We start from the raw sequence: 15,325 nt of genomic DNA, 5'->3' as shown, positions 1-15,325 counted from the left end.
CACACTCTCTCCTGGCTCACTGCGACCGTCTTGCTCAACCAGCTTATTCCACCAATTTATTGAGCTGGTCCGGATCAAATTTCTCGAGCTCAGGCAAGCTTTCGCAAGCGATGCCCGACTTCTTCAACAAGGCAATGATGCGGTCAATCTGATGCTCCTGCGCCGCGGCGTTGTCGATCAAACCGTGCAAAGCCTTGGACAAAGGATCGTCGCCGTTGGGCGTGACGCCGTAAGCTGCAAACATGCGGGCCGCAGCTTCATCCTTGCCGTTGTTGCTTTCTTTCTGCACGATGCGCGCAGGGTTGCCCACTGCAGTCGCTCCCGGCGGCACTTCCTTGACCACTACCGCATTGGAACCGATCTTGGCGCCCTCGCCCACGGTGAAACCGCCCAGCACCTTGGCGCCGGCGCCAATGATCGCTCCGCGCGCCAGTGTTGGATGGCGCTTGGCACCCTTGTTCAATGAGGTTCCGCCCAAGGTCACGCCTTGGTAAATGGTGCAATCGTCGCCGACTTCAGCAGTTTCGCCGATCACCACGCCAAAACCATGGTCGATGAATACGCGCCGGCCGATGGTTGCGCCGGGATGGATTTCAATTCCGGTCAACGTGCGGGCGATCTGCGAAATAAAACGTCCCGGCCATTTGAAGCCGTTATGCCAGCAATGATGCGCCCAGCGATGCAGGATGATGGCATGCAAGCCGGGGTAGCAAGTCAGAACTTCCCACTGGGTGCGAGCGGCGGGATCACGTGCCATGATGTTGGCAATGTCTTCACGAATGCGGCTGAACATAAGGATGTCGAATCAATGCGGAGGCGTAATGTTATTCCAAATTACGCCTGCCGTCTTTTACTGCGAAAGTCCGGAAAAACCGGCAGGCCGGTTTCAGGCTGGACTGGGAAACCCTGAATTGCCGCCATGCATGAAAAACCGGCGGCCTGATTCAGAATGGGTAAGGCGGAATGGAATCAACAACCCTTTACCATACGCTGGCGACGGGCTTCATACAGGCAGACGCCGGACGCGACCGACACATTCAGGCTTTCGACAGAACCGAACATCGGCACGTTGACCAGCACATCGCACGTTTCGCGCGTGAGGCGACGCATGCCTTCGCCTTCGGAACCCATCACCAGCGCTGCCGGGCCGGAAAAATCGGCTTCATACAAGCCTTTTTCGCCGTCTTCGTCAGTGCCGATCAGCCAGATTTCACGTTCCTTCAATTCGCGCAAGGTACGCGCCAGATTGGTCACGGTGATGTAGGGAACGGTTTCAGCGGCGCCACTGGCGACCTTGGCGGCAGTGGCGTTCAAGCCTACCGCACGGTCTTTCGGTGCGATTACGGCATGCGCGCCGGCGCCATCCGCCACCCGCAGGCAGGCGCCCAGGTTGTGCGGATCGGTGATGCCATCGAGAACCAGCAACAGCGGTGGCCCGACAATCGCATCCAGCAACTCATCCAGGTTACGTGCCAGCGACAACTCGCCGGCTTTTGCTACCACGCCTTGGTGGCGGCGCGTGCCGACGATATTCGACAAACGCGCGTCATCCACCGGAATCACGCGTACGCCAACCGCTTTGGCGGCATTCAGCAGATCTTGCATGCGGCGATCGACGCGGCTGGCATCCACATAAATCTCTTCCACCGACGATGCTTCGTGACGCAAACGCGCGGTGACGGCGTGAAAGCCGAAAATCATTTTACTTTTCATATTCTATCTATCAGGGTCAATCTATTACAGGGTCTATCTTTTGCAAGACTATCTTTTACCGGGTTTATCTTTTACCGGGTCTATCGTTTACGCTTACTGGACTTTGTGAATGCCTTCGGTGCACGCGTCTTTTCAGAAACGATTGCCGTCTTGGCATTCTTGGCTTTGGTCGCCTTACCTGGGCTGGTGGTCTTGGCCGCAGTGGTGACCCCACCGGTTTTTTTCGGTGGCGCCGCCTTGGCGCCACCCTTTGGTTTAGCGCTGCGTGCTTGCGCATTGTCCGCACGCCGTGCTTCATTTTTGAGTACGGTTTTAATACCTGGCTCGTTGACTAGGCGCAGATCGATCTTGCGTGCATCCAGGTCGACCCGGCTCACTTGCACCGTTACCCGGTCCGTCAACTGATAACGGATGCCGGTACGTTCGCCGCGCAATTCGTGACGCGCTTCGTCGTATTGGAAATAGTCGGCGCCAAGTTCGGTGACATGCACCAGGCCTTCGATGTACAACGCATCGAGCTGCACAAAAATGCCGAACGTAGCGACGCCGGAAATAACGCCGGTGAATTCTTCGCCCAGCTTGTCGCGAATGAAATAGCACTTGAGCCACGCTTCGACATCGCGCGAAGCCTCGTCGGCGCGCCGCTCATTGGCGGAACAGTGCACGCCGAGCGCTTCCCATATAGCCAGGCTGCCTTCGTTTTTCTTCTTGCCCGCGGCCTTGTCCTCCGCCTGCTTCTTGCGGCCTGCAGGTGACAGCATGGTATTCAGGGCGCTGGTGTCCAGGCCCTTAGGATCATAGCGCTTGCCTTGCAGGATCGCCTTGATCGTGCGATGTGTCAGCAAATCGGGATAACGGCGGATCGGGCTGGTGAAATGCGCATACGATTCATACGACAAACCGAAGTGACCGATATTTTCCGGGCTGTAGACCGCTTGCTGCATGGAGCGCAGCATCATGGTTTGCAGCAGCAAGGCATCCGGCCGTGCCTTGATCTTCGGCATCAGTTCGGCATAGTCGGAGGCCGCCGGCGTATCGCCGCCAGCTAGCGTCAGGCCTACCTGCTTCAGGAAGGTGCGTAGTATCGCCAGCTTTTCCTTGGTCGGATGCGCATGGATCCGGAACAGACCCGGATGCTTGTGACGCTCCATCAGGTCGGCGGCGCAGACGTTGGCCGCCAACATGCATTCTTCGATCACCTTGTGCGCATCGTTGCGGGTGCGCGGCAGGATTTTTTCGATCTTGCCGGCTGCATTGCAGACGATATAGGTCTCGGTGGTTTCGAAATCGATCGCGCCGCGCGCCTGACGCGCTTGCAGCAATGCGTGAAAGACTTCATACAAATGCAGCAAGTGCGGCACCAGGCCGGGACGCTTGGCTGCTTCCGGACCCTTGGTATTACCCAGGATGGCCGCCACTTCGGTGTACGTCAGGCGTGCCGCGGAATGAATCACCGCGGGATAGAACTGGTAAGCCTTGATCTCGCCCTTGGCGCTGATCACGGCATCGCACACCAGCGTCAGGCGATCGACGTCGGGATTGAGCGAACACAGGCCGTTGGATAATTTCTCCGGCAGCATTGGAATCACGCGGCGCGGGAAATAGACCGAAGTGCTGCGCTCCAACGCATCGACATCCAGCGCATCGTTAGGTTTGACGTAATGACTGACGTCGGCAATCGCCACAATCAGCCGGTAACCGTTGGCGCGGCCGATCTTGACCGGCTCGCAATAAACAGCATCGTCGAAATCGCGGGCGTCTTCGCCGTCGATCGTTACCATCGGCACGTCGCGCAAATCGACGCGATCAGCCAGGTCGGCGGCACGTACTTCGCCCGGCAGCTTGGCAGCCAGCTTCTTGGCGGCTTCGGAGAATTCATGCGGCACGCCGTATTTGCGCACCGCAATTTCGATTTCCATGCCCGGATCGTCAATATCACCCAGGATTTCGACAATCTTGCCGACCGGCTGGGTAAAACGCGAAGGTTGTTCGGTCAGTTGGACGCTCACCACTTGACCAGCCTTGGCCTTGCCTGGCGAACCTGCCAGGATGATGTCCTGTCCGATGCGCTTATCTTCGGGAGCGATCACCCAGACCCCGTTTTCATTGAGCAAACGGCCGATCACATGGGTATTCGCGCGCGATACCACCTCGACAATCGTTCCCTCGGGACGGCCGCGACGGTCGGTGCCGATGATGCGCGCCTGCACCCGGTCGCCATGCAGCACTTTCTGCATTTCCTTTTCAGGCAGGAAAACATCGTCGCCACCCTCGTCCGGAATCAGGAAACCGAAACCATCACGATGGCTGCTAACACGCCCCTCGATAAAGCCGGGTGAGTTGGTCAGTTTGTAGATGCCGCTGCGGTCGGGCTTGATTTGCCCGTCGCGTTCCATGGCATTCAGGCGGCGCGTCAAACCATCCATTTCATCGGGTTTGACATTAAGCGCGGCGGCTAGAGCGGCGGCGTTTTGCGCCTCGGAAGAGGTTCGCAGAAGGCCGAGAATTTCCTCCCGGCTGGGGATTGTGTAGGAATATTGGCTCAAAAGGCTATTTTCAACAGGTTGTTATTCATCAAGGCTTAGTGTAACGGAGGATTGTGACATTCTCCTAACCAAGCAATTTATATCTGCATATCGTTATGACTGAGTTGACTTATTTTCAGGTTAGCTTATAATCTTGCTCTCTCAAGCCCACGTGGCGGAATTGGTAGACGCGCATGGTTCAGGTCCATGTGCCGCAAGGTGTGGGGGTTCGAGTCCCTCCGTGGGCACCATATACCATAGACTAGACCCCTCCGGGGGTCTAGCTCTCCGCAAAATTCCCTGCATTGCCGAATTAATCGGGATGCCCAGTGGATATCAGTATTCAGTATTAACTGTGCATCAGCCAGCCATCACGATTCGTCACTTCTGGCGCATTCAGCTTAAATTCGGCGCGAACACGACGCATCATATCAGCAAATTGCAATAATCCGGACGCAGCTAGTCCCGGCTTGCCTTCAGCTCGCCAAGCCCGTCTGCCGCATTGTCGGCAGACGCGCCATCAATCTTGCCGACAACCAAATTCTTTCCAGATTCACCATATAATGGGCGGCGCCATGATCATCGTTTCCAGGATGACGCGGGCACCAACGCCATAAGGATATCTAGTGTGAAACTGACCAATCAATCTGTCATTGCATTGCTGTGGGGTTTGCTCTACCTGGCCACCGGCTACGTGTCGCATCAGCTCAATGGTCCGATTGCGGCGACCGGTTATATCTGGCTGCCGGCCGGCGTCACCGTGGCGGCGTTCATGTTGACCAAGACCGGACGCTGGCTGCCCGTGGCGATCGGCTTCGTGCTGGCGCAACTGCTTCTGGGCTGGATCGAAGACCGCAATCTGCTGCGGGTTGCACTGTTTGCCCTCGACGAGATCGGCGTCGCGGCAATCGTGGTGGCGCTGGTGCGCATGCTGCAATTACCGATGGAAGGTTTGCATTTCGTGCGCGGCCTGTTGATCGCGGGTGTCGCCTGCAGCGCCATCAGCGCAGCCATTGGCGCTGCCTGGTACTTGCTGGTGCAGCAGGTGCCGTTCTGGCCGACGGCGCGCATCTGGGCAGCCTCCGACCTGGTCGGCATCCTGATTGTCACACCTGTGCTGGCGGGCTGGTCGCGCTTCCACGCGATGCGTTCCGGCGGCATGGATCGCAGCGACTTCCTGCTCGGCCTGGCGGCGTTCGTCGCCCTGGGAGCGACTGCTTTTATCATCTTCGACGGTCACGGCATCAGCAATTTTTCTGCCGGCGTCAATTTTGCGCTGACTTATGTACCGCTTTTCTTCGTTGCCGTGGTAACCCTGCTGTGGGGCGGCCGCGGCGGCTCGCTGGCAGTCGCCATGCTGGCCTTTTTCGCCTTGTTGAACACGGTCCAGGGCGAAGGGCCGTTTGCCGCTTTTGCGGATACCTATTCCAAACATTCATTGCTGGAAGCCCAGCTCTATCTTGCTGTCGCCGCCCTGCTCAGCCTGCTGATCAGCGCCCTCAAGACTACCCGCGAACAACTGCATGAAGATGCCGCGCAGTGGAAAAACGACACCGAGCTAGCCCTGACCGCCAGCCGGCAACTGGTCTACAACATAGACCCGCATAGCAAAAAGCTGTGTTGGCACGGGGATCTGCAGGGATTGCTTGGCGTAACGAACACCGCCTTCAGCGACCTGGACCAGGTTCTGGCACACGTCCATCCAGACGATCGCCAGCCATTGCGCAGCCGTTGGCTCGACGACACCGACGACGATACCCGCCCCGACCTGAGTTTCCGCCTGCTGCTGCCGGCCGGGGAACAAAGCCAGGTGACCGACATGAGCGCCGTACTGCTCGACGCCGACGAATCGGTCGCCATGGTGGCTGGCGCCTGGCGCCTCAATCTCAAGGAGGATGCGCGGCAACGGGGCCGGATATGAGTGTTCGTACCGGCGCCTTGCTGATTCACGGCCTGGGCGGCACCCAATTCGATCTCGGCTCGATGCACAAAGTGCTGCAGCGCGCCGGCGTGGAAACTCACGCGGTTACCCTACCCGGCCACGGCGGCCAGCCTGAGGATCTGGTGACGGTAAGCTATGAGGACTGGCTGGACAGCGTCACCGCCAGCTACCGTGAACTGGCGCCGCAGTATGACACTTTCCATGTGTTGGGCATGTGCCTGGGCTCGTTGCTGGCGCTGGCATTGTGCGAGCGCGTGCAGCATGGGACAGGCGCAGGCAATGCCAATGGCAAGCTGGTGACCCTGGCGCCGCCGGTCTTCATCGATGGCTGGTCTACTCCCTGGTATCGCCAGTTGCGGCATCTGGTGTACTGGATACCCGGGATGGCGAACCGGATGAAAGTCGAAGAAGACGAGCCGTTCGGCATCAAGAATGCCATGGTGCGCGCCATCGTCAAGGCCAAATTCGCACGCGGCGACAATTTCCACTATCGCTGGGTGCCGCTGGCTTGTATCCGCCAGGTCGATCGCTTACGCAAGAAAGTACTGACGGGAGCCCACAGGATTGCCTGCCCGACCTTGGTTGTCCATGCGCGCGAAGATGAACTGACCAGCCTGAAATCGGCCGAATTCCTGCAAGCGACGTTGCCGGATGCACGCGTGGTGGTGCTGGAAAACAGTTACCACATGATTTGCGTCGACAATGACCGGGAACAAGTGGTCAACAGCGTGCTGGAATTTTTCGGCTATCCGCCGGCGCCGCCGCGGCGGGTGCGCGGCAGCGACAAGAGCTGATACCAAGAGTCGCCACCCTACGTCCTTCCTATTTTTACCGCCGTTTATCGGTAATCCGTTAAGAACCTTTAAAATACCCGGCCTAACTGCAAATACACGTTCCAGACCCCGCGCGGCGCAAGCGCCAGGCCGAAATACAACGGCCCCAGGAAGCTGCTTCCACCCAAAAACATGCTGGCGCTTTTCTTGTAAGGACCGGTACCAAAGGCTGTACGCGTTTGCCAGACGTCGCCCACTTCCAGGCTGGTGCCCAGCACCGTATTGCGTAATCCCGGCAAGTCCAGCCCCGGCATGTCGCGCAGGTAAGTCAAGCGTCCATATAGCAGGTAATTGCCGTTAAACTGGTCTGGGGCATACGCCGACAGATGCTGAAATCCTCCCAAGGAAAAACCAAGGCCGCCATTGCCGCTGGCGTCATTCGCTTCATTGCCGTACGTGCCCGCCGCTTCCAGCGCCACGTTAAGTGTGTTACCGCCACGGCTGATCGCCCACAGTGCCTTGCCTTGCGAATCGCTGTAACTGTTGTCTGCGCCACCGAAGCCAACATTGCTGACGACAGACAAGTAGTAACCTTTGCGCGGGAATAATGGGTCGTCAAGCTGATCGATCGTAAGTTGGGCACGGAATACTGGCTGCTTGATGCGGAATGACTGAAAAATCCCATCCGGCAGCTCATCACCAAGCGGAATATTGTACGAAGGCTTGGCTACCAGCCATTGATAGTTGATACCTGTACGGAATTCGCCGAGCCGGCCAATCGGTATGCCCAGATCGACACCGATCTTGGTGGTATCGACCCGATAAGCGGTAACCGGAACTGTAGATGAAGTGGCGTCATTGTCGGAGTACAGATCAAGGTGCCGACGCCCGAATTCTGCGTATGGCGCAACATATAATCCGACCTGGCCCCAGATCGGCTGCCGCAATTCGGTATGCAAGCTCGCTTGATTGCTGCCCAATACCACATCATTGCGCCATTCCAGGCCGCTTTCGGTAATCCACGGCAAACGATGGCCGATTTGCAGATTGAAGTCGCCGCGCCCGTCAAAATTATTCGACACGCCAAGGCCGAACAACAAGAAGTGCGGCCCCCAGGATTTATCGTCGGCATCGACCTTCAGCACATTGCGGCCGTTCTCGGTCACCAGTTCTTGCGTCACGCTTTTGAAATCGCCGTTGGTCGCCAGTCGCGCTACGTCTTTATTGAGTGCGACCGGGTTGTAGAAATCGCCTTCCTTGACGTCCAGCGCGCGCCGCACTACCGCTGCCGGCACCCGGCCGTTGCTCTTGATTTCAATTGCGTCAATGTGGGCTTCCTGCGCCAGCACCGGGCCACCGCTACGCGAAGCAAGATATTCTTTCCATTGCTGCGGCGGTAACGCCAGTGCTGCAAGTTTGGCGCGCTGGCGCTCGGCTGCATCGTAGCCGGCCTTGACGCCGTCCTTGCCGCGCGAAAAATCGGCAAAAGACAAATCGCCCAGTTCCGGCTCTATCAATACATCGTCTTTCTTGAGCGAATCGATCTGTTGCTTGACGTTTTGGTGAATCAGGATGGTCACCATCTGCTGTGCCACTGCGGTCGGCGAATCGAGCGTAGACGGATCTGCTAAATCGGTTGCGATATTTACCGCAATGATGATGTCGGCGCCCATGCTGCGCGCCAACGATACCGGCAGGTTGCGTACCAGTCCGCCGTCCACCAAAGTCCTGCCATCCAGCTTGAGCGGCGCGAACAGTCCGGGCACCGCCATGCTGGCGCGAATCGCACGCGGCAGCGAACCCTGGCTCAGCACGACTTCCTCGCCGCTGCCCAGATCGGTTGCCACGGCGCGGAAAGGCGTCGGCAATTTATCAAAAGAAATATTCGCCGGCAGCTGCGGGGTCCAGTTCTGCAATAGCAGCAGCAGGTTATTACCCTGTACCAGACCAGACGGGAGTTTCAGTTTGCCGTCGCCGTAGCCGGCCGACAAGCCGATGGGATATTGGAAATCGTCCTCGCGCTGAGTTTGCGGCAGTTCTGCCCGATCGTTACGGTCGAAGGCGATATCGCTAAGGTTGGTCTCGGTCAGGATGCGATCCAGCTCTTCCACCGACAGCCCGCTCGCGTACAAGCCGCCGACCACCGCTCCCATACTGGTTGCTGCGACATAATCGATAGGGATGTGCATTTTTTCCAGTGCTTGCAACACGCCCAGATGCGCGTAGCCGCGCGCACCGCCGCCAGACAGCACCAGGCCGATGCGAGGCCGGGCGGAATTTGCGTTTTTGGCGTCGGTAGCCGCTACCGGCGAGGCAGGCGCCGGGTTCGCATGGGCCAGACCGAAGAGCAGGCAACCCAGGAAAAGGCACAAGCTGCGGAACAGACGGGAAATGGCTTGATTTCGCTTCGAAAGAGGCATAACTAGCGGAAAAACATCTGATATTGTGATTGTGGAAGTAATTATTAGAGAATTAACTTCCGGATTATATTTGAATAAACCGACAGTTTCCTCAATACATCGCACGCTTTATGCAGGCCGGCTGCTATTGAAGCCGGCATCTGCGCCCCGATATACGTAAAAAGTGCGCCACTCGCCACTAGATCGTTAATGGTCGACAGCGTTCCATTCATTTCCATACATTCTTCTCACAGGTATCCTCATGCCCTCGCGCTTTGCCATCGTGGTTGTTCTGTCTTTGCTGGGCCTATTGCATGCGCTTATCGGCTGGCTCCTGATACCGGCGCTGTCGGCTATCCCATTCTTGCCAGTTTTGCTAAGTAGCTGGCTACTGCTGTCGTTCCTGCTGATTCCAGCCGGCCTGCTGGCCCGCGCCTTCCAGCGCCAGCCCCTGTCCGATCGCCTGGCATGGGCCGGCATGCTGGCCATGGGTGTATTTTCATCGCTGTTACTGACGACTCTGTTACGTGAGCTATGCCTGTGGCTGTCGCCTTGGTCCCCCCTGAATCAAGATCAATTCGCGTTCTGGAGCGCGGTGGCGGTGCTGCTCGTGACCGTCTTGACCAGCATCATCGGCTTTTTCAATGCGCGCCGCCTGGCTGCGGTGGTCGACGTCGATGTCCCGATCAGCGGCTTGCCCGCAGCCCTGCACGGCTACAGCATCGTGCAGATCAGCGACATTCATGTCGGCCCGACCATCAAGCATAATTACCTGGACGCTATCGTCAACAAGGTCAACACCCTCAAGCCAGACTTGATTGCAGTCACCGGCGATCTGGTCGACGGCAGCGTGCAGCAGCTGGCGGCACACACTGCGCCGCTGGCCAAGCTACGCTCCCGTCACGGCGCTTATTTCGTTACCGGCAATCACGAATATTATTCGAACGCACCAGAATGGGTAGCGGAAGTGCGCCGGCTTGGATTGACGGTGCTCATGAACCAGCACGTGGTGATCGACCATCAGGGCGCCTCACTGCTGGTGGCCGGCGTCACCGATTATAGCGCCCATCATTTTGATGAAGCCCAGCGCAGCGATCCGCATGCAGCACTGGCCGGAGGTCCGCGACACGTAGCGCTGAAACTGCTGCTTGCGCATCAACCGCGCTCGGCCGCGGCAGCAGCCGACGCCGGTTTCGACTTGCAGCTATCCGGCCATACGCACGGCGGTCAGTTCTTTCCCTGGAATTTTTTCGTACCGTTGCAACAGCCATATACAGCCGGCCTGCGCCGCTTGCGCAATTTATGGGTGTACACCAGCCGCGGCACCGGTTACTGGGGACCGCCAAAACGCTTGTTCGCGCCGTCGGAAATCACGCGCTTGCGGCTGGTGCCTGCCTGACCCTGGCGCAGAATGCGCCAATCGGGACCGCCGGCTTATTCAGAGAACGACCTTGCCGCGCATGGCTTTGTCTTTGCCGCGCCGGGTCTTGCTATCGACCCGCTTTAATTTTGCAGTCCGGCTGGGCGCCGTTGGCCGCCGCTTCTTGGGAATCACGGTCACGCTCAGCAATAATTCCTGCAAGCGTTGCAAGGCTTCGCTCTTGTTCTTTTCCTGGCTACGCGACTGTTGCGCCTTGAGAATCAGAACCCCATCCTTGGTAATGCGCTGGTCGTTCAACGCCAGCAGCTTTTCCTTGTAGAAGTCGGACAGCGACGATGCGCCGATGTCAAACCGCAGATGTATCGCCGATGAGACCTTGTTGACGTTCTGGCCGCCCGGCCCTTGGGCGCGGACGGCGCTTATCTCAATCTCACTCAGCGCAATGGCGAGTGAGTCGGTGATGCGCAGCAGCTTGTCGTCGTTAGATGGAAACATGCGCGATATTATGGCACGCCACCGCGCGCCTCTGCTTCACTTCGACGGCGCACCACGCAGATCTTCCAGCAACGTGCCTGCCGCGCTGGCTTCAGCTTCATGGCCGGGCTCACGCCAGGTTTCCGCCAGCGCATCGGCCTGCCACTCACGCATGGCCGGCAAATCGAGCAACCGCGTCACATAGGCTTGTGCCGCCGGGCTCAGCTTGAGGCCGTAGGTTTGCACCCGGAAAGCCACCGGCGCAAAAAATGCATCGACGGCGCTGAAGTTTGCACCGGCCAGGAAAGGTCCGCCAAAACGTGCCAGGCCTTCATTCCACAATTCGTCGAGGCGGGTGATTTCGCCTTGCAGCACTTCAGACACCTGTTCAAGCCGCACCCGGATGCCGCAATTCATGGTGCAATGCTGCCGCAAGGCGCCAAAGCCGGAATGCATCTCGGCTGCAGCGCAACGCGCCCAGGCCCTGGCTTGCGGGTCGTTCGGCCAGACGCCGCCATGGCGCTCGGCCAGATACTCGACAATCCCGAGCGAATCCCACAGCGAAGTGCCGTCGTGTATCAGCGCCGGCACCTTGCCGGATGGCGAAAAGCTACGGAACGTATCCCAGTTGGAGCCTGCCGCTCCGTCGGTAAACGGCACAATGTGTTCGTTAAACGTCAACCCGAGTTGACGCATCAGTACCCATGGCCGCAACGACCATGATGAATAATTTTTGTTGGCGATATACAGCTCATACATGATGGAAGGCGCTCCGCTTAGAGTTGCTACGATTAATCCCGGGTACAGACAAAGATTACAGACAACGGATTTTTGGCGTTGCTGCGAAAGAACTATTTTATATGCTTCCGGATTGGAATATATGTACTATCTGTATCGTTAAGCTTAGTAGAGAACCAAAAATCGAAGGCGATGCCTCACCATGCAAACCAGCGACAGTCAGATAGCAGTTCTGCAAAAGCAGTCGCCAAAGAAAAACGCTTTGCTGCGCTCTTTACTATTGCTGCTGATGCTTGGCAGCAGCGCCTGTTTCGCCGCAGACCGTTACCTGATTGATCCGGAACACACTTTTTCGTATTTCGAGTACAACCATTGGGGTCTGTCGAAGCAGCGCAGCCGCTTCGACACCACCACCGGATCGATTGAAATTGACCAGGACACACATAGCGGCAGTATCGACATCGAAATCGATGCGGCATCGGTCAGTACCGGCAGCGACCGCTTCAACCAGCTCATGCGCTCTGGCGATTTTTTCGACGCCGCCAACTACCCGAAGATCAGTTTCAAATCCTCCAGCCTGCATTTTGAAGAAACCCGGCTGACGCAAGTCGACGGCGACCTGACGATCAAGGGCGTCACGCATCCGGTAACGCTGGAAATCAGCAATTTCAATTGCCGCTTCATGCTCGCTTACGGCAAACAGGCCTGCGGCGCCAACGGCTCGGCCAAGATTCTACGCAGCGATTACAAGCTTGCGCGCTACGTACCCTTTATCAGTGACGCGGTGACCTTGCACATCAGCGTTGAAGCGATAAAGGAATATAGCAAGCCCGCGCCGGACTGAGCCAGGTTGCCCAGTCCGGCGTCACCATTTTCGGCGTGATAGATACCGGCTGATACCGGCGTCGAAATACTGAACAGTGCACCGGATGCCAATGACAATGCCGACATTTGCCGTCGCACCGAGTGCTGCCAATCGCAAACCGGACATGAGCGCCGCACTCCTTTACAGCAGCGCTACCTGCCTCATGTGAACGCCCCCCCTAAAAGATAAATATAAAATAGTCTGCATTATTTTTTTGATAAAACCAAACGAATGCTGCTTTTTAAGAATTGTCTTATCTGCTAAGTATCCCAACCGAATTTGCCCGATAGTTTACTCAAATGATATTAATCATTTAACATCAATCAAATGTAAACCTGACAGTGGCAAGAGAATGACAAAACCAGAAAAATCCAGCCGCCCGAGCCCCTTGCAACTCGACCTGGCGAATCGGCTGATCCAGCAGATAACGACCGGTGAATTGCCTGCCGGAACACATTTGACCGAAGAAGGCCTGGCAAATCAGTTTGATGTCTCACGGACTCCGGTCAAAGCGGCATTGCGCCTGATGGCGGCACAAGAGTTGCTGGAATACCACGTGAACAGCGGCTATTTCGTCAGCGCTAAAGCCACGCTCGGCAAAGCGGCGGACATGTTGGTTGACGGCGTCAGCGGCGATACCTTGTATCTGCGCCTGATTGACGATCGTACCAATAGCCTGTTACCCGACATGATGACGGAAACAGATTTTCTGGAGCGCTACTCGGTGTCGCGCAGCTTATTGCGGGGAACACTGGTACGCATGGCGGCAGACGGTCTGATAGAGAAACGCCGCGGCCAGGGCTGGAATTTTTCGCCCGCCATAGGCTCACCCGGCCTGATGGCCGAGAGCTATAAGTTTCGCACCATGGTGGAGTGCGGCGGACTGCTGGAAAATTCTTTCAAGATCGATGCCGCCCAGCTGCATAACTGCCGGCTTGCGCATGAAAAAATGCTATCTCAGACTCCGGCCGAACATTCCACCCAGGCGTTTTTCTCGCTCAATGCCGCTTTTCACGAAATGCTGGCGCGCTTCTCCAACAATCGCTTCGTGCTGCAGGCGGTACAACAACAGAACCAACTTCGGCGCCTTAGCGAACATATTGCGGTTTACCACGCTCCACGCCAGATCGATTCATGCAAGGAGCACTTGCAAATCATCCAGGCACTGGAAAGCGATAACAGGGAATGGGCATCTGCGCTGATGCGACATCATCTGAGCATCACGCGAAATTAATTGGCCATGCGTGGCAAAGCGTGACAACGCATGGCGATGCATTTATCACTCTAAAAGACCGAAGTAAAATTGCACGACATAGCTGCCGACATGCCTGTTGGTTCGCGTTACGCGTCAGGCACAATGAAATAAAAGGTTCTGGTCACGACAAACACAAGCATGGAATAATGCGTGAGCAACATTATCCGAATCACCCTACTCTCAACATTTTCCTGGCTCTCTCCATGCGCGACACCGATACCACCCGCACGCCGACAATCAACGATGTTGCGCGCGAAGCCAAGGCAGGGAAAACCAGCGTATCCCGCTATCTGAACGGCGAATTTGACAGCCTTTCCGATGTACTCCGGCTACGCATACAGCACGCCATCCGCAAGCTGGGCTTCCGCCCCAATCAAATGGCGCGCGGACTCAAGCGCGGCCGCACGCGCATGGTTGGCATGGTAGTCGCCGATATCGGCAATCCGTATTCGGTTGAAGTCATGCGCGGCGTCGAGGCCGCCTGTCAAAAACAAGGCTTCATGCTGATGGTCTGCAATTCCGATAACCAGCTTGAATTGGAAAAACGTTATCTGAATTTGCTAGTCAATTACCGCGTAGAAGGCCTGGTAGTCAATCCAATCGGTTTGCCTGAGGAAGATTTGGCGGCCATCAGCAACACCGGACTGCCGATGGTCATTATCGATCGCCGCGCCGATCGTTTGCAATGCGACATGGTCGGACTTGACAATACCCAGGCTGCAACCCTGGCGACCCAACATCTGATTGCCAGGGGATTTCACGCAATTCACTTTCTTACGGAGCCGATTGGCCAGGTCAGCAGTCGCAGCGAACGCGAACAGGCCGTCCACCAAGCGGTGAAGAAAGCCGGAAAACAATACGCCGCGATTACTGCAGAAGTTGAAATAACGGATGCCGCTGCATTGCAGTTAGCGCTACAGGCTGCGTTGCATAGTAAACAGCGCAGCGCAATTCTTGCCGGCAATGGCCGCATGTTGCTGAATGCCGCGCTCGGTTTGCAGGGCTTGGGCGCACACTGGCCGGATGATGTCGGCTTATTGGGTTTTGACGATCCTAACTGGGCTGTGTTGGCCGGCAGCGGCATTACCGGCATTCGTCAGCCGACCTTCGATATTGGTCATGCGGCGCTGGAATTTTTGGTGCAACGCATCGATGGCGCAAATTCCCCGCCGCGTTTTCTGGCGTTCCCCGGAGAATTGGAGATACGCGGCTCCACGGCAGCCCTGAAAAGTGTAACTTAGGCTTGACTGTCGATTTTTT

12 protein-coding genes and 1 tRNA gene are annotated in these 15,325 nt (G+C 57.0%); 7 read left to right on the top strand and 6 right to left on the bottom strand.

Going from position 1 to position 15,325, the window contains the following annotated elements; translation table 11 throughout:
- Positions 1–43 precede the first annotated feature (43 nt).
- The 3 genes from cysE to rnr all read right to left on the bottom strand — a co-directional run bounded on the left by cysE (position 44) and on the right by rnr (position 4,259).
- On the bottom strand, positions 44–793 hold the full coding sequence (gene cysE, locus BM029_RS13860; protein WP_092436928.1) for a serine O-acetyltransferase: 750 nt from the start codon (positions 791–793) through the stop codon (positions 44–46).
- Between the two features lie 176 nt (positions 794–969).
- Entirely contained in the window at positions 970–1,713 is a 744-nt protein-coding gene (gene rlmB / locus BM029_RS13855) for a 23S rRNA (guanosine(2251)-2'-O)-methyltransferase RlmB (protein WP_092411929.1), read from the bottom strand.
- A gap of 80 nt (positions 1,714–1,793) precedes the next feature.
- A complete protein-coding gene (rnr, locus tag BM029_RS13850) occupies positions 1,794–4,259 on the bottom strand; it encodes a ribonuclease R (protein ID WP_092436926.1) in 2,466 nt (821 codons plus the stop codon).
- A gap of 145 nt (positions 4,260–4,404) precedes the next feature.
- On the opposite strand from rnr, the gene BM029_RS13845 reads away from it, so the two are divergent.
- From BM029_RS13845 to BM029_RS13835, 3 genes are all read left to right on the top strand, one after another.
- Positions 4,405–4,489, top strand: a tRNA-Leu gene (locus BM029_RS13845).
- Positions 4,490–4,866: 377 nt separating this feature from the next.
- A complete protein-coding gene (locus tag BM029_RS13840; RefSeq protein WP_092436924.1) occupies positions 4,867–6,159 on the top strand; it encodes an MASE1 domain-containing protein in 1,293 nt (430 codons plus the stop codon).
- Positions 6,156–6,974, top strand: coding sequence for an alpha/beta hydrolase (locus BM029_RS13835; protein WP_092436922.1), 819 nt, complete (start codon positions 6,156–6,158; stop codon positions 6,972–6,974). The genes BM029_RS13840 and BM029_RS13835 overlap by 4 nt, the downstream gene beginning before the upstream one ends.
- Positions 6,975–7,042: 68 nt before the next feature.
- On the opposite strand, the gene BM029_RS13830 is transcribed toward BM029_RS13835, so the two are convergent.
- Complete coding sequence (locus BM029_RS13830; RefSeq protein ID WP_092436920.1) at positions 7,043–9,373, bottom strand: patatin-like phospholipase family protein; 2,331 nt, start codon at positions 9,371–9,373, stop codon at positions 7,043–7,045.
- A 241-nt stretch (positions 9,374–9,614) separates the two neighbouring features.
- Here BM029_RS13830 and BM029_RS13825 point away from each other — a divergent pair, with 241 nt between their 5' ends.
- Entirely contained in the window at positions 9,615–10,751 is a 1,137-nt protein-coding gene (locus BM029_RS13825) for a metallophosphoesterase (protein ID WP_092436918.1), read from the top strand.
- A gap of 39 nt (positions 10,752–10,790) precedes the next feature.
- On the opposite strand, the gene arfB is transcribed toward BM029_RS13825, so the two are convergent.
- Positions 10,791–11,228, bottom strand: a complete 438-nt coding sequence (gene arfB, locus BM029_RS13820; protein ID WP_211482479.1) for an alternative ribosome rescue aminoacyl-tRNA hydrolase ArfB — start codon at positions 11,226–11,228, stop codon at positions 10,791–10,793.
- A gap of 36 nt (positions 11,229–11,264) precedes the next feature.
- The gene (locus BM029_RS13815; protein WP_092436916.1) at positions 11,265–11,966 is read right to left on the bottom strand and encodes a glutathione S-transferase family protein; all 702 of its coding nucleotides are present in this window, start codon (positions 11,964–11,966) and stop codon (positions 11,265–11,267) included.
- A gap of 181 nt (positions 11,967–12,147) precedes the next feature.
- Between BM029_RS13815 and BM029_RS13810 the strand changes: the two genes are divergently transcribed.
- The 3 genes from BM029_RS13810 (at position 12,148) to BM029_RS13800 (ending at position 15,306) form a co-directional block, all read left to right on the top strand.
- The gene (locus tag BM029_RS13810) at positions 12,148–12,789 is read left to right on the top strand and encodes a YceI family protein (protein WP_244545045.1); all 642 of its coding nucleotides are present in this window, start codon (positions 12,148–12,150) and stop codon (positions 12,787–12,789) included.
- Between the two features lie 373 nt (positions 12,790–13,162).
- Entirely contained in the window at positions 13,163–14,044 is an 882-nt protein-coding gene (locus tag BM029_RS13805) for a GntR family transcriptional regulator (RefSeq protein ID WP_092436915.1), read from the top strand.
- 167 nt (positions 14,045–14,211) lie between these two features.
- The gene (locus BM029_RS13800; RefSeq protein WP_244545044.1) at positions 14,212–15,306 is read left to right on the top strand and encodes a LacI family DNA-binding transcriptional regulator; all 1,095 of its coding nucleotides are present in this window, start codon (positions 14,212–14,214) and stop codon (positions 15,304–15,306) included.
- The last annotated feature ends 19 nt before the right edge of the window (positions 15,307–15,325 follow it).

The sequence above is a fragment of the Collimonas sp. OK607 genome, from assembly GCF_900111995.1.
Classification (GTDB): domain Bacteria; phylum Pseudomonadota; class Gammaproteobacteria; order Burkholderiales; family Burkholderiaceae_D; genus Collimonas.
Note: the sequence above shows the minus strand (reverse complement) of the source record. Positions and strands in the feature narration are given on the sequence as shown.

Bases quoted from the DNA above. Each gene is read 5' to 3' on its own strand.
- rlmB (WP_092411929.1), bottom strand. From the start codon at position 1,713: ATGAAAAGTAAAATGATTTTCGGCTTTCACGCCGTCACCGCGCGTTTG.
- arfB (WP_211482479.1), bottom strand. From the start codon at position 11,228: ATGTTTCCATCTAACGACGACAAGCTGCTGCGCATCACCGACTCACTC.
- BM029_RS13830 (WP_092436920.1), bottom strand. From the start codon at position 9,373: ATGCCTCTTTCGAAGCGAAATCAAGCCATTTCCCGTCTGTTCCGCAGC.
- BM029_RS13835 (WP_092436922.1), top strand. From the start codon at position 6,156: ATGAGTGTTCGTACCGGCGCCTTGCTGATTCACGGCCTGGGCGGCACC.
- BM029_RS13815 (WP_092436916.1), bottom strand. From the start codon at position 11,966: ATGTATGAGCTGTATATCGCCAACAAAAATTATTCATCATGGTCGTTG.
- BM029_RS13810 (WP_244545045.1), top strand. From the start codon at position 12,148: ATGCAAACCAGCGACAGTCAGATAGCAGTTCTGCAAAAGCAGTCGCCA.
- BM029_RS13825 (WP_092436918.1), top strand. From the start codon at position 9,615: ATGCCCTCGCGCTTTGCCATCGTGGTTGTTCTGTCTTTGCTGGGCCTA.
- BM029_RS13800 (WP_244545044.1), top strand. From the start codon at position 14,212: ATGCGTGAGCAACATTATCCGAATCACCCTACTCTCAACATTTTCCTG.
- cysE (WP_092436928.1), bottom strand. From the start codon at position 793: ATGTTCAGCCGCATTCGTGAAGACATTGCCAACATCATGGCACGTGAT.
- BM029_RS13805 (WP_092436915.1), top strand. From the start codon at position 13,163: ATGACAAAACCAGAAAAATCCAGCCGCCCGAGCCCCTTGCAACTCGAC.